Source organism: Flavobacterium jumunjinense, from assembly GCF_021650975.2.
GTDB classification, from domain to species: Bacteria; Bacteroidota; Bacteroidia; order Flavobacteriales; family Flavobacteriaceae; genus Flavobacterium; species Flavobacterium jumunjinense.
Map to the genome: position 1 here is coordinate 2,188,440 of NZ_CP091285.1, position 19,775 is coordinate 2,208,214.

General features: G+C 30.0%; 22 protein-coding genes. 11 read left to right on the plus strand and 11 right to left on the minus strand.

The features are described 5' to 3' along the window. The first annotated feature begins 356 nt into the window (after positions 1–356). The 4 genes from L2Z92_RS09475 (at position 357) to L2Z92_RS09490 (ending at position 4,635) form a co-directional block, all read left to right on the plus strand. Positions 357–2,624 carry a S9 family peptidase gene (locus tag L2Z92_RS09475; protein ID WP_236458601.1) on the plus strand — a complete coding sequence of 756 codons (2,268 nt, stop codon included), beginning with the start codon at positions 357–359 and terminating at the stop codon, positions 2,622–2,624. A gap of 73 nt (positions 2,625–2,697) precedes the next feature. Beyond that, complete coding sequence (locus tag L2Z92_RS09480) at positions 2,698–2,829, plus strand: hypothetical protein (RefSeq protein WP_262913009.1); 132 nt, start codon at positions 2,698–2,700, stop codon at positions 2,827–2,829. Between the two features lie 11 nt (positions 2,830–2,840). After that, on the plus strand, positions 2,841–3,908 hold the full coding sequence (locus L2Z92_RS09485) for a sensor histidine kinase (RefSeq protein WP_236458602.1): 1,068 nt from the start codon (positions 2,841–2,843) through the stop codon (positions 3,906–3,908). A 4-nt stretch (positions 3,909–3,912) separates the two neighbouring features. Then, positions 3,913–4,635, plus strand: coding sequence for a LytR/AlgR family response regulator transcription factor (locus L2Z92_RS09490; RefSeq protein ID WP_236458603.1), 723 nt, complete (start codon positions 3,913–3,915; stop codon positions 4,633–4,635). Here the strand turns inward: L2Z92_RS09490 and L2Z92_RS09495 are convergent, their stop codons facing one another. The 3 genes from L2Z92_RS09495 to L2Z92_RS09505 all read right to left on the minus strand — a co-directional run bounded on the left by L2Z92_RS09495 (position 4,636) and on the right by L2Z92_RS09505 (position 7,064). Continuing rightward, the gene (locus L2Z92_RS09495) at positions 4,636–5,046 is read right to left on the minus strand and encodes a hypothetical protein (RefSeq protein WP_236458605.1); all 411 of its coding nucleotides are present in this window, start codon (positions 5,044–5,046) and stop codon (positions 4,636–4,638) included. Beyond that, positions 5,046–6,317, minus strand: a complete 1,272-nt coding sequence (locus L2Z92_RS09500) for a 3-deoxy-D-manno-octulosonic acid transferase (RefSeq protein ID WP_236458607.1) — start codon at positions 6,315–6,317, stop codon at positions 5,046–5,048. Before L2Z92_RS09500 ends, L2Z92_RS09495 begins: the two co-directional genes overlap by 1 nt. An 84-nt stretch (positions 6,318–6,401) precedes the next feature. Next, the gene (locus L2Z92_RS09505) at positions 6,402–7,064 is read right to left on the minus strand and encodes a hypothetical protein (RefSeq protein WP_236458608.1); all 663 of its coding nucleotides are present in this window, start codon (positions 7,062–7,064) and stop codon (positions 6,402–6,404) included. Positions 7,065–7,386: 322 nt separating this feature from the next. Between L2Z92_RS09505 and L2Z92_RS09510 the strand changes: the two genes are divergently transcribed. The 7 genes from L2Z92_RS09510 to L2Z92_RS09540 all read left to right on the plus strand — a co-directional run bounded on the left by L2Z92_RS09510 (position 7,387) and on the right by L2Z92_RS09540 (position 14,603). Further along, positions 7,387–8,514: a DegT/DnrJ/EryC1/StrS family aminotransferase gene (locus L2Z92_RS09510; protein WP_236458610.1), complete on the plus strand. Its 1,128-nt coding sequence runs from the start codon at positions 7,387–7,389 to the stop codon at positions 8,512–8,514. Between the two features lie 108 nt (positions 8,515–8,622). Continuing rightward, positions 8,623–9,636: a UDP-glucose 4-epimerase GalE gene (gene galE / locus L2Z92_RS09515; protein ID WP_236458611.1), complete on the plus strand. Its 1,014-nt coding sequence runs from the start codon at positions 8,623–8,625 to the stop codon at positions 9,634–9,636. A gap of 84 nt (positions 9,637–9,720) precedes the next feature. Further along, positions 9,721–10,914, plus strand: a complete 1,194-nt coding sequence (locus L2Z92_RS09520; RefSeq protein ID WP_236458613.1) for a glycerophosphodiester phosphodiesterase — start codon at positions 9,721–9,723, stop codon at positions 10,912–10,914. A 328-nt stretch (positions 10,915–11,242) separates the two neighbouring features. Beyond that, positions 11,243–12,367, plus strand: coding sequence for a helix-turn-helix domain-containing protein (locus tag L2Z92_RS09525; protein ID WP_236458615.1), 1,125 nt, complete (start codon positions 11,243–11,245; stop codon positions 12,365–12,367). A gap of 285 nt (positions 12,368–12,652) precedes the next feature. Next, positions 12,653–12,844, plus strand: a complete 192-nt coding sequence (locus L2Z92_RS09530) for a hypothetical protein (RefSeq protein ID WP_236458616.1) — start codon at positions 12,653–12,655, stop codon at positions 12,842–12,844. Positions 12,845–13,082: 238 nt separating this feature from the next. Further along, positions 13,083–13,310, plus strand: a complete 228-nt coding sequence (locus L2Z92_RS09535; RefSeq protein ID WP_236458618.1) for a hypothetical protein — start codon at positions 13,083–13,085, stop codon at positions 13,308–13,310. 63 nt (positions 13,311–13,373) lie between these two features. Continuing rightward, positions 13,374–14,603, plus strand: a complete 1,230-nt coding sequence (locus L2Z92_RS09540; protein ID WP_262913010.1) for a radical SAM protein — start codon at positions 13,374–13,376, stop codon at positions 14,601–14,603. 143 nt (positions 14,604–14,746) lie between these two features. Here L2Z92_RS09540 and L2Z92_RS09545 read toward each other — a convergent pair whose 3' ends face one another. From L2Z92_RS09545 to L2Z92_RS09580, 8 genes are all read right to left on the minus strand, one after another. Beyond that, positions 14,747–15,424, minus strand: coding sequence for a peptidoglycan DD-metalloendopeptidase family protein (locus tag L2Z92_RS09545; RefSeq protein ID WP_236458621.1), 678 nt, complete (start codon positions 15,422–15,424; stop codon positions 14,747–14,749). Between the two features lie 10 nt (positions 15,425–15,434). Beyond that, complete coding sequence (locus L2Z92_RS09550) at positions 15,435–15,818, minus strand: DUF3037 domain-containing protein (RefSeq protein WP_236458622.1); 384 nt, start codon at positions 15,816–15,818, stop codon at positions 15,435–15,437. Further along, positions 15,796–16,590: a HipA family kinase gene (locus L2Z92_RS09555; protein ID WP_379678497.1), complete on the minus strand. Its 795-nt coding sequence runs from the start codon at positions 16,588–16,590 to the stop codon at positions 15,796–15,798. The genes L2Z92_RS09550 and L2Z92_RS09555 overlap by 23 nt, the downstream gene beginning before the upstream one ends. A gap of 144 nt (positions 16,591–16,734) precedes the next feature. Then, positions 16,735–17,544 (minus strand): heat-shock protein Hsp90, encoded by an 810-nt coding sequence (locus L2Z92_RS09560; protein WP_236458625.1) that lies wholly within the window; start codon positions 17,542–17,544, stop codon positions 16,735–16,737. 12 nt (positions 17,545–17,556) lie between these two features. Then, positions 17,557–18,432, minus strand: coding sequence for an ACP S-malonyltransferase (gene fabD / locus L2Z92_RS09565; RefSeq protein WP_236458626.1), 876 nt, complete (start codon positions 18,430–18,432; stop codon positions 17,557–17,559). 141 nt (positions 18,433–18,573) lie between these two features. After that, entirely contained in the window at positions 18,574–19,104 is a 531-nt protein-coding gene (locus L2Z92_RS09570; RefSeq protein ID WP_236458629.1) for an NADPH-dependent FMN reductase, read from the minus strand. Positions 19,105–19,108: 4 nt separating this feature from the next. Then, positions 19,109–19,333 (minus strand): (4Fe-4S)-binding protein, encoded by a 225-nt coding sequence (locus L2Z92_RS09575; protein ID WP_236458630.1) that lies wholly within the window; start codon positions 19,331–19,333, stop codon positions 19,109–19,111. Between the two features lie 2 nt (positions 19,334–19,335). Further along, on the minus strand, positions 19,336–19,743 hold the full coding sequence (locus L2Z92_RS09580) for an OsmC family protein (protein WP_236458632.1): 408 nt from the start codon (positions 19,741–19,743) through the stop codon (positions 19,336–19,338). Positions 19,744–19,775 lie beyond the last annotated feature (32 nt).

Sequence of the window (19,775 nt, forward strand, 5' to 3'; positions counted from 1 at the left end):
TTAAAATTTAAAAGAAGAAAGTAGCGAAGAACAACAAACCACTTATCATTAATAATTACCACTTATCATTTTTTAGAAAAATTAGCTTTAATTCTGAATTACTTTTGAAATATCAAAACAGAATAAAACAAAATAAATATGAAAAACATAAAACAATTCGATATTAAAAAAAAGCTGATAATTGCAGCAGTAATAGGTTTCACAGTTGGCTTTTCAACTTTTAAAATAGTAAAATTCTATTTCTTCTAAAAAAATAGAACGAACAATAAAAAAATATAAAATATGGTACTCTTTATCGTTAAAGCTTTAAGATTTACAGTTGAATTAATACTAGGTTTAATTAATTAAAAAATAAGATGAAAAAATACATAACAACAATACTATTAATCACTCTAGGAGCAATAAATAGTTATGCGCAAATTGAAGGTTCTTGGAAAGGGACTTTAGATGTTCAAGGAACAAAATTGGATTTAATATTCAATGTTGAGAATAAAGACGGAAAGATTACTTCAACAATGGATAGTCCTTCTCAAGGAGCAATGGGGATTGCAATGGACAAGACTTCTTTTGAAAATAATGTTTTAGAAATAGCTTTCACTCAAGCCGGAATAAAATACAAAGGAAAATTAGAAAATAAAGTTGTTAATGGTACTTTTTATCAAGGAGGCATGGAGTTTCCGTTACATCTTAAAAAGACAATCGTAGAAAAACCAGGAAATGTAAGTCTACCTTCATCTGATAGTGCTTTAGCCAAGCTTGCTGGTTTTGATAAAGCAAATTATAAATATAAAGTAGAAGATTATTTTCAAAAACCAAAAGCATCTGGATTTCAAATGTCTCCAGAAGGAAAATACTTGTCCTATCAGGAAAAAGATAAGGATGGAAAGAATCATTTGTATGTTAAAAACACAACGAATGGTGAAATTAACCGTGCTATAGAAGAAAAAGAGGAATTAATAAAAGGATATGGGTGGATTAATGACTCAAGGTTGATATATGTTATGGATAAAGGAGGAGATGAGAATTATCATATATATGCGGTAAATATAGACGGAACAAATAGTGTCGATTTAACACCTTTTGAAGGCGTAAAAGCTAATTTCTTAAATAGATTAAGAGAACAAAAAGATTTCATAATTATTTCAATGAATAAAGAAAATTCAAAAGTTTTCGAACCCTATAAAGTAAATGTAAACACAGGAGCTTTAGAAAAGTTATTTACAAATACAGATGTTAAAAACCCTGTTGAAGGTTATGAATTCGATAAAGATGGAGTTTTGCGTGGATATACAAAAATTGTAAACGGATTAGAAAATCATATTTTTCATAAGCCAGAAGGAGCAAAAGATTTCGAACTATTGTTTCAGTTAGATTGGAAAAGTACTTTCAGAATTTTAAGTTTCAATTATGCGTCTAAAAATAAAGATGAAGCTTATGTGTTGACCAACTTAGACTCAGATAAGTCTAGAATTGTATTATATGACTTAAAAAAGAAAAAAGTAATTAAAGAAATATATTCAAACAAAACCTACGATGTTTCTTCAATTGCTTTGTCAAGAAAAAGAAATTATGAAATTGATTACCTAGGTTATTATGGAGAAAAACAAGTTATAGAGCCTGTTAGTAAAACCTATAAAGATTTAAATACTATTTGGACAAAAGAGTTTAAAGGAAATCAGTTTAGTATTGCCGATGTTACAGAGAATGAAGATAAGTATTTGTTAGTTGTATCTAGTGATAAAATTTATAGCAGGTATTATGAATATAATGCAAAAACAAAAAAGACAAGTCTGTTATTCGATTTAATGCCACAATTGAATGAAAAAGATATGGCAGAAGTGAGACCTATTACTTTTAAAAGTAGAGACGGATTAACATTACACGGTTATATTACTTTACCCAAAGAAGCTCTGAATGGAAAAAAAGTACCATTAATAGTAAATCCTCATGGCGGACCACAAGGCGTAAGAGATTATTGGGGATTCAATCCAGAAACGCAATTGTTTGCAAGTAGAGGATATGCAACATTACAAGTTAATTTTAGAATCTCAGGAGGATATGGAAAAGAATTTCTTGAAGCAGGTTTTAAACAAATTGGAAGAAAAGCAATGGATGATGTTGAAGACGGTGTTCGATATGTTATAGAACAAGGACTAGTCGATGAAAATAATGTTGCAATATATGGTGCAAGTCACGGTGGTTACGCAACTCTAATGGGATTAATAAAAACACCAGAGTTGTATAAGTGTGGAGTAGACTATGTAGGAGTGTCCAATCTAGAAACATTTTTTAGTACATTCCCAGCATATTGGGAAAAATATAGAGCAATGATGTATGAGATTTGGTACAATATGGAAGACGCAAAAGAATTAGAAATAGCAAAAGAAGTTTCACCAATTAATAACTTAGATAAAATAAATAAACCGTTATTTGTAGTGCAAGGTGCAAATGATCCTAGAGTAAATATAAACGAAGCCGATCAAATTGTTACCGCAATGAGAGCAAAAGGATTTGAAGTTCCATATATGGTAAAATATAATGAAGGGCACGGATTTTATCATGAAGAAAACTCAATTGCATTATATAAAACAATGTTAGGTTTCTTTGCACAAAATTTAAAATAATATTTTAAGAATAATATTCCTTTGATGATTAATTTTGTCAAAGGGATATTTTCAAAAGAAAAGAGTCAATAACATGAAACATAATGAAGAATTCAAAGCTGTTAAAAAAATTATAGTCATTCTAGTAGTTGTTGCTTTTTTAATGCTGTTAATCGCTTTCTTGACAGGATTTGTTTCGGGTTATAGAGAAGCATTAGGAGGATAAAAAGAATGAAAATGAGTAATAATAAAAAGTTTGTTTTGTATCAAATAATAATTTGGAGTATCATAATTGGTATACAAATTATACCGCAAATTGTTAGTCCAAAAGCAAATGACTTAGGCTATGAAAAGTGGCAATTAGTTTTAGACTATACCGTTAATATATTTTTCCTAGTAAGTATTTCATTTGGATTAAAATATGTTTTTAATAAAAAGATAAATCTAAATGATTTTAGATTATGGGAAATACTTAAAATATTTTTTCTATTTATAGTTGCAGCTTTAACATACTATTTTACGTTAGGATTGTATAATTATTTAATGTTAAATTATGTTTATTTAAGACCAGAAGTATTAGATCATCCATCACAAAAAACACCCAATCAAATTGCTTTTGTAATTGTAGTTTGTTTTCTTTTCTTTCTTTGGACAGTTTTTTATACCATAATAAAATCTACAAAACAATTGAGAGAAAATTTAGTAGAAAAAGCAAGATTAGAAGCCTCATTAAAAGAATCGCAACTAAACGCTTTAAAAGGACAAATTAATCCTCACTTTATGTTTAATAGCTTAAATAATATAAGAGGACTAATTCTAGAGAATCCTGAAAAGTCAAGAGAAATGATAACACGATTATCTGAAATGTTACGGTATTCTTTAACAAAAAATAATATCAACGCTATTTCATTAGAAGAAGAATTAGAAGTAGTAGACAATTTTATAGCAATTTCTAAAATTCAATTTGAAGAGCGATTACAATTTGAAAAACAAATCGAGGCAGCAACCTTAAAATTGCAAATTCCACCAATGGTTATTCAATTGTTAGTAGAAAATGCAGTAAAACATGGTATTGCTAATTTAAAACAAGGCGGAATTGTAAAATTAAAAACCAATATAGTCCATAATAATTTAATGATTGAAGTAAGTAATTCTGGAAAGTTGACTATAGATGAAAATTCAACCCAATTAGGATTGCAAAATATTAAAGAACGAATTAGTCTTTTGTATGGAAATTTAGCCTCATTCTCTTTAGAAGAAAATGAAAATGAAGTACGAGCAATAATTAAACTCCCGATGAATTAGACCAATGAAAAAAATAAAAGCAGTAATAGTTGAAGATTCTCGTTTGGCAAGAAATGAGCTAAAAGAATTAATAAAATCACACACAGAAATTGAAATTATTGGTGAAGCAGAAAACGTAGACGAAGGTTTCGAATTGATAAACAAAATACAACCCGATTTACTTTTTCTAGACATTAATATGCCAGAAAAGGACGGTTTCGAATTATTGGAAATGTTAGACAATGTGCCCATAACAATTTTCACCACAGCCTTTGATGAATATGCTATAAAGTCATTTGAATATAATGCTTTAGATTATCTATTAAAGCCAATTAATGCCAAAAGGTTTTCACAAGCCATTGAAAAAGTAAAAAATAACCTCCAAGAAAAAGAGATAAAGAATCAACAAAAATTGGCATTGAGCAATCAGATTTTTATTAAAGACGGAGAAAAATGTTGGTTAGTAAAAATAGAAGATATTTATCTTTTTGAAGTAGACGGGAATTACACAAAAGTTTTTTTTAAAGAAGAAAAAGCGATTATTTCAAAATCATTAAATCAAATAGAAGCCAAACTTCCAGAAGAATTTTTCTTTAGAGCCAATAGAAATCAAATTATAAATATTCAATATGCCAATCAAATAGATCCTTGGTTTAGTGGCAATTTATTAGTGCATTTGCCTAAAGAAATAAAAGTAGAAATTTCAAGAAGACAATCTAGCGCTTTTAAAGAAAAGTTGAGTTTATAGCTATATTAGAGCTCTGAAAATAAGCTCTAGTATGCCTAAAATCCAGAAGTAAGCTATTGATATAAATGTAAGTAGAGGGAAAGAACCATCAATTAAATTTTCAAACTTTCCAGTATATTTTTTATATATAATTTCTGTTTTTTCTTTTTTAAAATAGGTGAAATAATCATAAATACCTAAGTAAATCAATATAGATATAATAGGTAAAAAATTAATGTCTCCAGAATCGGAGAAGAAAATGTTTAAAGAATTAAGTATGTTGAATTCTTTAAGTTTATAAAATAGGTATATAAATGGAATTACATATACTTGAAATTGAAATGAGATAAAAACAAAATATAATCTTGGAAAATTCCTTCTTAAAGATCTCCAATTTGTACAATAGTTTATATAATAAATAATTTCAAACATTATTCCAAATATCTTAAAATAATATCAGTTGCTCCTTTATTCATTTGAACGAATGTGCTACAAATGTGACCTTTTTCATAGCGTTCATCTTCGTTTTGGAGTAATAAATCGAAAGTATTTTTCAATTCAGTATAGTTTGAAATCGAAACACATCCGTCCATGTTTACTAAAGCAGTTGCTTCTGCAAAATGAGAATAATTAGGGCCAATAACAATTGGTAAACCAAAAGTAGCAGGTTCTAGAATATTATGCACACCTGGATTCCCAAAACCACCACCAACATACGCAATATCAGCATACGAATAGATTTTAGTTAAAATACCAATAGTGTCAATAATAAAGACTTGATAGTCCAATATTTTCTTATGATCAACTTGTTTCAGAATAGCATCTTTCTCCGAGAAAAGAATTGTTTTCTTTACAATTGATTTTTTTAATTCTTGAATTTGCTCGTCTTTAATATTATGTGGAGCAATAATAAATTTCACATTATCAGAAGATTGATTAATAAAGTCAATTAATAAATTTTCGTCTTTTGGCCAAGAACTACCTATAACGATTGTTTTAGCTTTTTCATTTCGAGCGGAGTCGAGAAACAAAAAATCTTCAATAAAGCCCAATGAATTATCTCTTTTTAAAATGGCAACAACTCTATCAAAACGAGTATCACCAGAAATCTTCACATTAGAAAAACCAATAGATTGAATTAATTTTTTCGATTTCTCATTCTGTACAAAGAAGTAGTCGAAAGTTTTTAAAGCATTTCTATAAAAACCACCATACCATTTAAAGAAAGCTTGTTTTTCTCTAAAAATCCCAGAAATCAAATAGGTTTTAATGCCTTGTTTTTTTAACGCATTCAAATAATTAGGCCAAAATTCATATTTAATAAAAAACACCATTTCCGGACGTGCAAGTTTAATAAATTTTCTAACATTCGCGAAGGTGTCTAAAGGTAAATAGACAGTTACATCTGCAACAGTATTGTTTTTTCGAACCTCATAACCAGAAGGAGAAAAAAAGGTAACAATTATTTTATGTGTAGGGTAGTGTAATTTTATTTTTTCCATAACAGGCAACCCCTGTTCATACTCACCTAAGGAAGCGGCATGAAACCAAATAGTTTTATCAGTTGGTTTTATTCTTTCTTTTAAAGTTGGAAATACATTTTTTCGTCCTTCTACAAAAAGTTTTATTTTAGGGCTAAATAGGACTATTAGCTTTAAGAGTTGGGAAGCAATAAGTATTGTTATGTTGTATAAAAAAAGCATTTATCTTGTTGTTATTGTGTAGATTTGATAACTTTTAAAAAGTTGTCAAATCTGTTTGTTAAATCTGTTTTGTTCAAAATATTTTTAATCTTCAATAAAAAAATCTCGTTCTTTTTCTTCAATTTTTTTAGCAAAAAGAAGGTGCGTATATTCGAAATTTTCTATGTCATTAAAATAGTCTATTACTTCGTTTTTTAATAATTTAGTTTCTTTATCAGATAGTATTTTGTGATAGGATGTCCATTTCCATTCTCTAAAGTCTTTTACAATTTGATGCTTTTGAGCATTTGTATGTATGTAACAAATTAATTCTCGTAAATATTCCTCATCACTCACTTCTACACGTTTAAAAGGTGTTTGAAAAAGTGTACCAATTCGACTGTGTTGTTTGTTGAAAGCCATAGCGTAGCTTTGAAAAAACTTTTTAAACTGATGGCTTACAATGTCGTGTGTAGTTTTTGGTTTTTCTAGATTTGACAACTTTTCAAAAGTTGTCAAATCTGTTTTGACTATTTTATTTGTCAAATCACTTAAATCTTTGATTTGAATCATGAAATGAAAATGATTTCCTATTAAATTATAGGCATAAATGTTGATATAATCTGATAGATATTTATCAAATTGACGAATGAAGAAAGCATAATTTTCAGCAGATTTAAACATTGGTTTTTTATCTATCGTTCTATTATAAACATGATAGATACGTTCCTCTTCAAACCGAGTAAAATAATGTTCTTTTTTTGCCATTTATTTTTTATATTTCTAGAGTTGATAACTTTTAAAAAGTTGTCAACTCTTCACTTCATAAACCTTAAACTTAATCAAGATTCAAAATTAAGGAATTTATTTAACAAAAACAGTTACTATTTAGCCCAGATTAACTCATAAGTTATATGTTTTAATTGTATTCGTTGAATTATTATTTGTAGTGAAAACAGCCTTAGCTAAAGTTTAAAACTTTACCAAAAGTATTGCAACGAAAAGCAGGAATAAGGAAACCAAAAAAGCATAAACCATTCGCTACGAATCATAAAATAATTGTTACTTTTGTTTTACCAAATTTATTCAGATGAAAAAATTACAAATGGTTGACCTTAAAAGTCAATACGAAAAAATAAAAGAAGAAGTAAATGCTTCAATCCAAGAAGTATTAGATACAAATACGTATATAAACGGACCGTTGGTTCATCAATTTCAAGCAGATTTAGAAAAATATTTAGGTGTAAAACATGTAATTCCGTGTGCAAATGGTACCGATGCGTTGCAAATTGCAATGATGGGATTAGATTTAAAACCGGGTGATGAAGTAATTACTGCCGATTTTACATTTGCAGCTACTGTTGAAGTGATTGCCTTATTGCAGTTAACTCCAGTTTTAGTAGATGTAGATATGAACAATATGAATATCTCTTTAGAGGCAATAAAGAAAGCTATAACACCAAAAACAAAAGCAATCGTTCCTGTACATTTATTTGGTCGTGCTGCAAATATGGATGCAATTATGGAAATTGCTAACGAGCATAACCTATATGTAATTGAAGATAACGCACAAGCAATTGGGGCTACTTATTCATCAAAAAAAGGGGCTAAAACCAAAGTAGGAGCAATAGGACATGTAGGTTCAACTTCATTTTTTCCATCTAAAAACTTAGGTTGTTATGGAGATGGTGGTGCAATTTTTACCAATGATGATGCTTTAGCACATACATTAAGAGGAATAGTAAATCACGGAATGTACGAAAGATATCATCATGATGTCGTTGGTGTAAATTCTCGTTTAGATAGTATACAAGCTGGAGTTTTGAAAGCAAAACTACCTCATTTAGATGCTTACAATAAAGCACGTCAAGATGCTGCAAGAAAATATTCAATGGCATTGGGTGTAAATCCAAACATAGTGGTGCCAACAATTTGTGAAAGCTGTGATTGTCATGTTTTTCACCAATATGTTATTCGAATTACAAATGGAAAAAGAGATGCATTGTTAGCACATTTACAAAGCAAAGATATTCCTTGTGCAATATATTATCCAATTCCGTTACATAGCCAAAAAGCGTATGCAGATGCAAGATATAAGGAAGAAGACTTTCCTGTAACCAATCAATTATGTAAAGAAGTAATTGCATTACCAATGCATACCGAATTAGATGACGAACAAATTAAGTTTATAACAGATTCTGTTTTAGAATTTGTTTAATTAAGAGAAAAGAACAAAGAAAATAGAACAAAGAATATAGACGATGTACTAAAGATCTATTTTCTTTGTTCTGTTTTCTTTATTTCATTTTCCATTTTCTTAGAAAAAATGAAAATACTAGTAACAGGAGGTCTAGGTTTTATAGGTTCACATACCGTTGTAGAATTACAAAACGAAGGTTTAGAAGTTATTGTTATAGATAATTTATCCAATTCATCTGAAGATGTTTTAAAAGGTATTTTTAATATAACAGGAAAGAAACCGCTATTCGAGAAGTTAGATTTACGGAATAAAACATCTGTTCAAAATTTTTTTAAAAAACACAATGATATTCAAGGTGTAATTCATTTTGCAGCATCAAAAGCAGTAGGAGAAAGCGTAGAAGACCCATTGTTGTATTATGAAAATAATATTAATACATTAGTATATCTTTTACAAGAATTGAAAGAACTGTCTGATGCGAATTTTATTTTTAGTTCTTCATGTACTGTTTATGGTCAAGCCGAAAAAATGCCAATAACTGAAAACGCGGCTGTTCAAGAAGCAATGTCTCCTTATGGAAATACCAAACAAATAGGTGAGGAAATAATTACTGATGTTGCTAAAGTTACGAGCTTAAATGCTATTTTATTACGTTATTTTAATCCAATTGGAGCACATCCTTCAGCAGAAATAGGAGAATTACCCCTTGGTGTTCCCCAAAATCTTGTGCCATATATAACACAAACAGCTTTAGGCTTACGTAAAGAATTGTCAGTATTCGGAAACGATTACCCTACTCCAGATGGAACTGCTATTCGTGATTATATTCATGTTATAGATTTAGCAAAAGCTCATGTAATTGCCTTAAAACGTTTGTTAAACAAGCAGAATTTAGAAAAAGTAGAAACCTTTAATTTAGGAACTGGAACTGGAAGTTCTGTTTTAGAAGTGATTACTACTTTTGAAAAAGTATCAGGTCATAAGTTAAATTACAAAATTGTAGATAGAAGAGAAGGTGATATTACAGAAGCGTATGCTAACATAGATAAAGCAAATAATATTCTTGGTTGGAAAGCTAATCTTTCTCTTGAAGATGCTTTAGCAAGTGCATGGAAATGGGAACAGAAGAGTAGGAGTTAATTTCATAACTTATATTTAACGCTTGATTAATGAGAAAATAGAAAAAAATAGAGTGTTTTGTGCTACAAACAAATATACTTTAAAATGATTCTAAGAAATTCAATTTTTTCAATGATTGCTTTGTTAGCAATAGCTTGTAATGGAGATGATGCTATCGACGACCAAGGAGTTCCTGTGTCAAAATACCCTACACTTTCAGGAAAATCTCCATTAATTGTAGCGCATAGAGGTGCTTCTGGTTATTTACCAGAACACACTATAGCTTCCTATACGAAGGCAATAGAACTAGGCGCAGATTTTATTGAACCCGATTTGGTAATGACTTCAGATGGCGTTTTGGTGGTAAGACACGAACCAATGCTTTCTGGAACTACAAATGTTGCAGATGTCCTTGCTTTTGCTTCAAAAAAAACAACTAAAGATATTGATGGAGCAATGGTTGAAGATTGGTTTGTTTCAGATTTCACTTTGGCAGAAATTAAGCAATTAAAGGCAAAACAGGCATTCTCAGAACGATCGCAACAATTCAATAACCTATATGAAATACCAACATTTGCAGAAGTAATTGCTTTAGCGAAAGAAAAATCGGCACAATTAGGAAGAACAATTGGTATTTATCCAGAAACGAAACACCCTGCTTATCATGAAGCGTTGAACTTAAAAATTTCAGATAAATTATTAGAAGAATTAACAGCAGCAGGTTGGAATAATGAATCATCACCAGTTTATGTGCAGTCTTTTGAAGTGTCTAATTTGCAATATATTCGATCAAAATCTACAGTTAAAATTATCCAATTATTAAGTTGTTATGATGTGGCATTAAATGGAGACTTGATTTTTGATGTGCCAACAGGTGAAACAGTCTCTTACGGTAAGCCATACGATTGGCATTTACAAGGTGATACAAGAGACTATAGTTTCTTTACTACCGATGCAGGTTTAGATTTTGTAAAAACCTATGCAAATGGAGTTGGACCATGGAAACCTTTTATCATTTCTTATAAAGGAACAGATGCAAATAATGACGGAATTGCAGACGACTTAAATGCAGACGGAAAAATAAACGATGCAGATAAGGAAGCAATTGCACCAAGTAACCTAATAACCAAAGCACATACTAGAGGACTACAAGTCCATGCCTATACTTTTAGAAATGAAGGCAGAAGACTATTGAGTAATTATCATAATAATCCAATTTTAGAATATCAAGCTTTTTATAATTTAGGTCTAGATGGTTTGTTTACAGATTTTACAGATACTGCTGTAATGGCAAAATAAGTTATTGAAATAGATTAGCAGAACAGGAATTGAATATTTTTTATTCAATTCCTGTTCTGCTTTAAATCAAAAATCATTTTTTAGGAGAATAAAATCATTTGGAAAAAAGCACCTTAGGTCTATTAAATTTGTCATTGTTTCGCGCTTCACATTCATAGAATATTGTTTCTGTCAGGGCTATAAAGGTCGTTTTAATCTCTAAACATTATTGTGGTTATTGGAAAACGAAAAATTAGAGATAACATTAAAAAACGCTACGATTTTATTGTTTATTATTTTTAATATGTTTTATTTCGTTACTTTGTTTTTTTTAAAATAAGTTAGTTACATGTTTTTAATATTTGGAATTTTTGTTGCTGTTTTTCTTTCGCTACTTCTATTAATAAAAAAGAAAAAATCACCTGCTGATAAAATTCTTGTTGTTTGGCTCATTTTTATTTCTGTACTTCAAATATTACGCTATTTTTTAGAGACGGGTTATTTTTTTGAGCATCCACATTGGCTTGGCATTGGTTTATCCTTACCAGTATTACATGGAGTTCTGCTGTATTTCTATGTTATTGAAATTACTGGAAATACAATTAAAAGAAAAAGCACAATATTTCTACACTTCATACCATCTATAGCCTTAACTTTATTAGCAATTCCTTTTTACAAATTAACTGGTGCACAAAAAATAGCTGTTTATCAAAACAACGGAGAAGGTTTCGAATGGTATGTATTGCTAGAGGGTTTGTTAGTAATAATATCAGGTTTAACCTATTCTATTTGGTCTTTAATAATTATAAACAAACATCAAAAAAATATAAAAGATAGATTTTCAAATACAGATAAAAAGGAACTACATTGGTTAAAGTGCTTATCAATTGGTAATGGTATTATATACATTTTATCTCTTTTCTTTGAAAATAATGTCACCTATACTGCAATAGTTATCTTAGTCCTCTTTATTGGTTTTTTTGGAATTAATCAGTTGAAAATTTTTTATTCTAATACTGATACAGTCGATACATCAGAAAAAGACTTTACTACAGAAAATCAAAGAGTAAATACCACTGAAATTCCTAAAAAAAATAGTTCTAAGGAAAAATATGCAAAATCTGGATTAAATGAAGATATGGCTTCGGAGATCTATACTGCTCTAAAAGATTTCATGGAGGAAAGTTCATGTTATAAAAATCAAGAACTCACATTAATAGAGTTATCAAAAAGTTTGAAAGTACACCCTAACCATTTATCTCAAGTTATTAACGAAATGGAAGGAAAGAATTTTTATAATTATATTAATTCCCTTCGAATAAATGAGTTTATCAAAATAGCTTCTAAAGCAGAAAATAAAAAATTCACTATGATTTCTCTAGCCTATGATTGTGGGTTTAATACAAAATCTACATTCAATAAGCATTTTAAATTACAAACAGGAAAAACACCAACCGAATTTTTTAAATCATAAATTTCACTAGTTGTTGCATATTATAGCAAATTCAAACAAGCCATAGTGTTGCTTTTCTTCCATAAAATTCATTTTGCCTGTAAATGTGTACCTTTTTTACTAACAATTATAATGCTCTCTAAACCATTGTATTTACTCGTTTTTTTAGTAAAAATAGATAAGCAAATACCACTATTTTTGCCTTACTTGTAGGCGCATCCCATTAATATTAAAATCTAACACATCTTTGTTGAAAAAATAAGCGACATGAAATAGTTCATTCGCTAAAATTAAAATTTTATACAAATGAAAACAAAGAATTTTTATTTTACTGTTGCAATCTTAATTTTAATATTGAGTTCATGTCATAGACCTGACGACAATTTTATTGAAAGAAATGATGATGATGGGGATGGCGTAATAAACGTTATTGACGAATGTGAAAGAACACCATTGGGAGTTCCTGTTGATAGCGTAGGGTGTCCTTTAGAAGATTAATGTTTTTTTAAATAATTATTGTTTATTAATGGTATAGCTAACAACAAATTAAAGATAAAGATGATTTTCTAAAAAAGAAAATGAGTGCTATTTAATTAGTTGTGATTCCTTTTTTTAAAATACTTGTTGTTTTTTGGGTAATGGTTTCTAGTTTTTTACACTTACTAGTAGATCGATCATATTGGAAGAACCCGAAAATCCAACGTAATAGAGTAGGGAATTGAAAAAATAGTATATCATGAAAACAAAGAAAGTAACATTTGGGAAAAGTTTAGAAAACTTAACAAAGTATCAATTCGAATTTTTACAAAATATTAAAGGAGGAGTGCCTAATGTACCAATTGTAATACATATTCCAACAAGAGCTAATCCTTCTTGTGTAGAAGGTTATGAATGGAATGAAGTTTTAAAGAGATGCGTTAGAACTGGAGTAGCAGAAAGTTTAGATCAAATTAGAACAAATTAATACTCAAGTACAAGAGGTTGCACGTTTTGCAACCTCTTGTTTTTAACCTTCAAAAATTGAATCATGTATATATTTAATTCATTGGTTTTAAAGATAGCAAGTCGTTGTAATTTAAACTGTTCATACTGCTTTATGTACAACCTTGGCGACGATTCCTATAAAAATCAGCCAAAGTTCATGAGTGAAGACACAATTGATGCTGTCATTGAAAAAGCAAAGCTATATATTATAAAAAACAAACTCACAACGTTTAATTTTCTATTTCATGGAGGAGAACCTTTATTAATGGAGAAAAAACGATTTAAAGAGATGCTTCAAAAGCTAAAGGCAATCGAAGGAATAGTTAAGGGACTTAAAGTTTCTTTCAGTATTCAAACAAATGGAATATTATTAGATGAAGAATGGTGCATGCTTCTTTTAGAAAATGAAGTAGAAATAGGCATAAGTATAGACAGTACAGAAGAATCTCATGATAAATATAGAGTAGATCATAAAGGAAATGGAAGTTATACAGCTGTAAAAAAAGCAATTGATTTAGTAAAGGAAATTACAAAAAGAGCCGATGTTATTACCGTTATGGATGTAGATGAAAATCCTGATAAAGTATATAAAAGTCTAAAAAGCTTAAACGTAGATTCTGTTAATTTCTTAATTAAAGACTTCACGCATGCTAATTTTCCATACAAAGATGCTTTAGATTATAATCAACCCTATGCCGATTTTTTAATTCGATTATTTGATCTTTGGTTTGATGATAAAGAGAAAATTGATATACCTCTTTTCGTAGGTTATATTAACGTGATTTTAGGTTTCGCAAATTTTGATGATATTAACTCTAATGAACTTAAATCTTTGGTAATTGAAACCAATGGTGAAATAGAACCAATAGACTCTTTAAAAGCATGTGGACAAGAGTTTACTAAGACAAATATTACTATAAAAAACAACGTACTAGAAGAAGTCTTTAATTCATCTGTAGCAAACTTATACTTTAATGAAAGCATGAAAGTGTGTGATCAATGCAATCAATGTCCAATTTTTGAAATTTGCTTAGGTGGAAGATTAGTTCATAGATATAATAAGAATAATGGGTTCGATAATCCCTCAGTATATTGTGAAGATCTAGTTAAGTTTATTAGTCATATTCAGAATAAAATGTTAGATGTATTTCCAGATATTGAAGAAAACGAAATTGAACGATTAAATTATAAAGAGATTCTAGCCTTTAACAAAGCAAATACATTTAGTAAATTAGAGAATGAAAATCTAAAATTGTATAAAAAAGCGATATAAAACTACAACGAATGTAGTCCTATTTGCTTTTTGAAAACAAAAACTTTTAAGGCACAATATTTTTTTATAAATCCAATAAGAACCAATTCGTATATTTTTTTACGAATAAGTAAATAACAATCATTCTGTTTAATAAAAATTTATTAAATCTTCAATAACAAATTAGCATCTGGACAATTTACTTTAAAGAACTCCAAATCATTCAAGCTACAAACACCAGGGTAATCTCCTTTTTTGCCTTGCATATCCTGTATAATTTGAAAATGTAAATGAGGAGCATAATCACCATTAATTGGTGGTGCACCCAATTGTGCAATAACTTCTCCTTTTGTAACTATTTGACCTTCTTTCTTGTCTTTTAAACTATCAATACTCAAATGACCGTATAAAGTATAGAAAGTGATGTCTTCTATCGTGTGCTCTAAAATAATCACAGGACCATAATCGCCTAAAGCAGTGTTGTTTTGAAAGCTATGTATTCTCCCGTCTAAAGCAGCCAATACATTTGTTCCTGCTTTTATCCAAAGATCCAATCCAATATGAATATTTCTTTCGTCGGTAACTTCATTTTTAAAAACACTACTTCTTCTGTATAGATTTCGAGTTTCTAAATAACCTCCAAAAGCTACTTTAGCATCATTTTTTGAAAGATGATCTTCTATGAAATCTTCAAAAATTACTGCATCTGTAACATCTAACGCTATTAGATCAGTGTTTTTTGCAGATAAATCCAAAGCAACATAATCTTTATAAGCAATGGAAGCATCAATTACTTTTACATTTTTTTGCGCTAGAAGTATTTTTTCGATAGTTGTATTCATCTTTTAATTTTTATTCGACTAATTCGGTATATAATTTCTCAAAGGTTGTATCTAAATCGTCACTAAATCCAGAGTGTGGTCTAGAAGTCTGTATACTTGAACTTTTAACAGCTGTAATCCATCTAAAACGTTCGTCTTTTTCAAATTGAGCAATTGGTCCACCTTCTTTTTTGCCTTCACAAATAGTTACAAGAGCTTCTACATTAATTGTAAGTTGCTCAATGTCAAATTTAGGACAGAATAAACTAATTTTCTCTTTCGGAATTTGATAGTGTATGCGTAAATATTTCTGACGTTTACAATAAAGCATTAAACCAATATTTATAAACTCTTCGCGCTCAACTCTAGGAACAACACGAATTACAGCATAATCATATAAGTGTTTTTCGTGCATCTTGCGCTTGTTTTAAAAATAATTCGGCATTTTTTAATCGTAACGATAAAAATTGAAAATAAACTTCTTTAATTTCTTCAGCAGTTATTGGCAGTTCTTCCCATTGCAACCAATCTTCAGGAATTTGATCAACAATTTCTTTCAGAATTAGATCATTTAATTTGGTTGTAAATTCTTTATGAGCTTCCTCTAACTTTGAAGCTTTTGGCAACAAAACATGGTCTTTAATGAATGCAAATGGCGTTTTTGCAGTAGTTTCCCAATTGGTCCATGAATGATGAAAATAAAAAGAAGCACCATGATCAATTAGCCAAAGCTCCTTGTTCCAAATTAGTAAGTTGGTATTCTTGAAAGTTCGATCTACATTAGTAATAAATGCATCTAACCAAACAATTTTAGAAGCTAACAAAGCTTCGCAGTCATTAGCTGCTGCATCATAGGTTATCGATCCAGATAAATAATGAAGGCCTAAATTTAATCCTTGACTAGATTTTAATAAATCTTGAATCTCTTCATCTGCTTCTGTTCTTCCAAAGGCTTCATCTAAAGTGGCAAAAACTAATTCAGGAATAGGTAGTCCTAAATATTTTGCAATTTGTCCACCCAGAAATTCTGCAATTAATGCTTTCACACCATGACCCGCTCCACGAAATTTTAAAACATATTTAAATGCGTCATCTGCTTCCGCTAAAGCAGGCAATGAACCTCCTTCTCGTAGCGGAGTAATATAGCGTGTTACATTTACGGTTCGTAAATTCAAATTCATATAGATTGTACGTCGATTTTAACCCAAATTACGCATTAGACTTTGTTATGAGAGTAATAGAATTCAAATGCTTAATTTGGGTTTAACAAATATAACTAAAAAAAACTCCTAAATAATTATAGGAGTTTTCATATTTTGGTTTAATGTGTATTACTTTAAAGGGACTAAAGTAGCATTTTCTGGTTTTTCAAAAAGCGCTTCATTCTTTTTAGAGAACACAATATTAGTAACTTTTGCTTTACCTATTTCGTCTCCAAAACCAGTTTCAAGAGTCCACATATGATACGTCCATTCTGTAGCAAAAGGAATTCCATTTGTTTCTAAGAAAGTAGTATATTTTACAGCATGTGGTTCTTTTTCAGCAGCTTCTTTTCCTTTTCCAAAACTAACAATATAAGCAGCACCTACTAAATGATTCTGAGCATCTTTGTAGATGTAGTACCAATCATCTGGAGCATCACCAATATTAGCTTCAAAAGTTAGCTTTCCAGTAGCGACATTTTCTCCGTAAAAAGGTAAGTCTTGAAAGTCAGACCAAATAGTACCGTTGTCATTTAATTTATAAGGCAATGTAATAAAATAAGGCCAAGTAAATATATCAAAACGATCCCCTTTAAGGTTCGCATCTGCTTTGTTAGTATATACTTCTTTACCATCATAAAGCACAACTTCCCCATCGGCTCTTTCCATTCTAATTAAAGTTCCATCTACTGTTTGTGTAAACTTTCCAGCAAGATATTCTTTACCTCCAAAATTCACCATTAAGTCATAACTAATAACGTCATTCGCTAAAAATTCTGCTTTTTTGTGAGTTGCTTCAATTCCTTTTGTAAATTCAGGAACCTCTTTAACTTCTGTTTCAGTAATTTGAATTTCTTCGGTTGTTGATTCTTCTTTTTTAACGTCTTCTTTACAAGAAACGAACAAGCTTAAAAGGGAAATAAGGGCAATTTTTTTCATAGTTTTTTTTAATTATGCAGAAAACGTTGCTACTTCTTTGTTTATTTTTCCAACCAAACCAACTAAAACTTTTCCAGGACCAACTTCAGTAAAAGAAGAAGCGCCATCAGCAATCATTTGGTTTACAGATTGTGTCCATTTTACAGGAGCTGTTAATTGAATAATTAGATTTTTCTTTATTTCTTCAGCATCAGAAACGGCACTTGCAGTAACATTTTGATACACAGGGCAAATAGGAGCAGAGAATGTTGTTGCTTCAATAGCAGCTGCCAGTTCTTCTCTAGCTGGTTCCATCATTGGAGAGTGAAAAGCACCACCAACAGGTAATATTAACGCTCTTCTTGCTCCAGCTTCTTTCATTTTTTCACAAGCTAATTCTACCGCTTTATATTCTCCAGAAATGACTAATTGACCCGGACAGTTGTAGTTTGCAGCTACAACAACACCATCAATAGATGCACAAATGTCTTCTACAATTGCATCGTCAAGGTTTAAAACCGCAGCCATTGTTGAAGGAGCAATTTCACACGCTTTTTGCATGGCTAATGCACGTTGAGAAACTAATTTTAATCCATCTTCAAAAGACAGAGTTCCGTTTGTTACTAAAGCAGAAAATTCCCCTAAAGAATGACCCGCAACCATTTCTGGTTTGAAATCGTCACCTAAAGTTTTGGCTAAAATTACCGAATGTAAAAAAACAGCAGGTTGGGTTACTTTTGTTTCTTTTAATTGTTCAGCAGTACCTTCAAACATAATGTCAGTAATTCTAAAACCTAGAATTTCATTCGCTTTTTCAAATAAATTTTTAGCTAATGCTGAGTTTTCATATAAATCTTTTCCCATTCCTGAGAATTGTGCTCCTTGACCTGGAAATACGTATGCTTTCATTTTTTATTCTTTTATCCAGTATTATTTCTATATACTGAGGGATTTAGTTGGGCAAAAATAATGATTTTTTTAGGAGTGCAATAATTTAGATGATTTAGACTCGTCTTTTTTAGTAATAAACGACATATTTGTTAAGCTTTTTTACAATGCTATAGTGTTGATTATTTCTTGGAATTGATTGTTTAGTGCTTCATTAATAATTCCTTTTTCAGCATTGAAATTATCATTAAAACTAGGTAATGAAAAACTACCTTCAACAGAAGCTCCTTGATAAGGCAATCTTCCTTTTGCTATTTCTAGAACAGAACTTCCACCTCTAGCACCTGGAGAAGTTGCTAAAAGAAGTGTTGGTTTTTCTTGAAATGTTTTAGCATTAATTCGAGATGTCCAATCGAAAATATTTTTAAAAGCAGTTGTATACGCCCCGTTATGTTCTGCAAAAGAAACAATTATTAAATCAGCTGTTCCTAATTTGTTATAAAAATCATGTGCCAATTGCGGAATTCCATTTTCACTTTCTTTATCAACAGAATAAATAGGCATTTCATAGTCGTTTAAGTCTAGAATTTCAATTGCTGCATCTTTAAATGTATGGGCTGTATAGGTAGCGAATTGTTTGTTAATCGAGTTTTTACTGTTTGACGCTCCAAAAGCGATAATTTTTTTAGTCATTTCTTTATTGGTTTAAATAATAAGTTAAGGCACCAGACGGACATTTTTTGACTGTTGCTATGATTTTTTCTGTAGTTGAATTTTCAAGTGTAATCCACGGTTTCTCTTTAGGTTTAAAAACATCAGGATTGTTTCTTACGCAGTTACCAGAATGTATGCACTTTCCAAATTGCCACACAATAGTTACTTCACCATTGGTATATTCTTTTGTAATGTCTTTTGAGTTCATATTTATAGTGTTGTATTGATTACGATATTATTTTTCAAAATTTTAGAAACAGGACATTTCTCAGCGATAATTAACAATCTTTTCTTTATATCGGCATCTATTGTTTCTGGAAAATGAATAGCTCTAGTAATAGTTGTTGTTAACTCAATATCGTTTTCTTGATGCAAATTTAATGAAATGTTTATTACTGGAATGTCCCAGCCTTTTCTATCAATATACATGCGCAAAGTAGATAAAGTGCAACCTGCTAAAGAAGCTAAAAGCATCGTGTAAGGATCAGGACCAAGGTCTTTACCTTCAATAGCTTCTGGTTCGTCCATAAGGAATGTGCCATTTCTCCATGAAATAGTGCATAAATATTTTTGAGAACCAATTTGTCCTCTAACATCATTTTCTAATAAATTTCCCATAGTTTCTTTATATTAAATTGCTCTTAATAGAA

Coding starts and splice junctions, on each gene's coding strand:
- L2Z92_RS09530 (WP_236458616.1), top strand. CDS start 12,653: ATGAAAACAAAGAATTTTTATTTTACTGTTGCAATCTTAATTTTAATA.
- L2Z92_RS09485 (WP_236458602.1), top strand. CDS start 2,841: ATGAGTAATAATAAAAAGTTTGTTTTGTATCAAATAATAATTTGGAGT.
- L2Z92_RS09480 (WP_262913009.1), top strand. CDS start 2,698: ATGAAACATAATGAAGAATTCAAAGCTGTTAAAAAAATTATAGTCATT.
- L2Z92_RS09570 (WP_236458629.1), bottom strand. CDS start 19,104: ATGACTAAAAAAATTATCGCTTTTGGAGCGTCAAACAGTAAAAACTCG.
- L2Z92_RS09490 (WP_236458603.1), top strand. CDS start 3,913: ATGAAAAAAATAAAAGCAGTAATAGTTGAAGATTCTCGTTTGGCAAGA.
- L2Z92_RS09540 (WP_262913010.1), top strand. CDS start 13,374: ATGTATATATTTAATTCATTGGTTTTAAAGATAGCAAGTCGTTGTAAT.
- L2Z92_RS09545 (WP_236458621.1), bottom strand. CDS start 15,424: ATGAATACAACTATCGAAAAAATACTTCTAGCGCAAAAAAATGTAAAA.
- fabD (WP_236458626.1), bottom strand. CDS start 18,432: ATGAAAGCATACGTATTTCCAGGTCAAGGAGCACAATTCTCAGGAATG.
- L2Z92_RS09505 (WP_236458608.1), bottom strand. CDS start 7,064: ATGGCAAAAAAAGAACATTATTTTACTCGGTTTGAAGAGGAACGTATC.
- L2Z92_RS09525 (WP_236458615.1), top strand. CDS start 11,243: ATGTTTTTAATATTTGGAATTTTTGTTGCTGTTTTTCTTTCGCTACTT.
- L2Z92_RS09575 (WP_236458630.1), bottom strand. CDS start 19,333: ATGAACTCAAAAGACATTACAAAAGAATATACCAATGGTGAAGTAACT.
- L2Z92_RS09520 (WP_236458613.1), top strand. CDS start 9,721: ATGATTCTAAGAAATTCAATTTTTTCAATGATTGCTTTGTTAGCAATA.
- L2Z92_RS09510 (WP_236458610.1), top strand. CDS start 7,387: ATGAAAAAATTACAAATGGTTGACCTTAAAAGTCAATACGAAAAAATA.
- L2Z92_RS09550 (WP_236458622.1), bottom strand. CDS start 15,818: ATGCACGAAAAACACTTATATGATTATGCTGTAATTCGTGTTGTTCCT.
- L2Z92_RS09475 (WP_236458601.1), top strand. CDS start 357: ATGAAAAAATACATAACAACAATACTATTAATCACTCTAGGAGCAATA.
- L2Z92_RS09500 (WP_236458607.1), bottom strand. CDS start 6,317: ATGCTTTTTTTATACAACATAACAATACTTATTGCTTCCCAACTCTTA.
- L2Z92_RS09495 (WP_236458605.1), bottom strand. CDS start 5,046: ATGTTTGAAATTATTTATTATATAAACTATTGTACAAATTGGAGATCT.
- L2Z92_RS09535 (WP_236458618.1), top strand. CDS start 13,083: ATGAAAACAAAGAAAGTAACATTTGGGAAAAGTTTAGAAAACTTAACA.
- L2Z92_RS09560 (WP_236458625.1), bottom strand. CDS start 17,544: ATGAAAAAAATTGCCCTTATTTCCCTTTTAAGCTTGTTCGTTTCTTGT.
- L2Z92_RS09580 (WP_236458632.1), bottom strand. CDS start 19,743: ATGGGAAATTTATTAGAAAATGATGTTAGAGGACAAATTGGTTCTCAA.
- galE (WP_236458611.1), top strand. CDS start 8,623: ATGAAAATACTAGTAACAGGAGGTCTAGGTTTTATAGGTTCACATACC.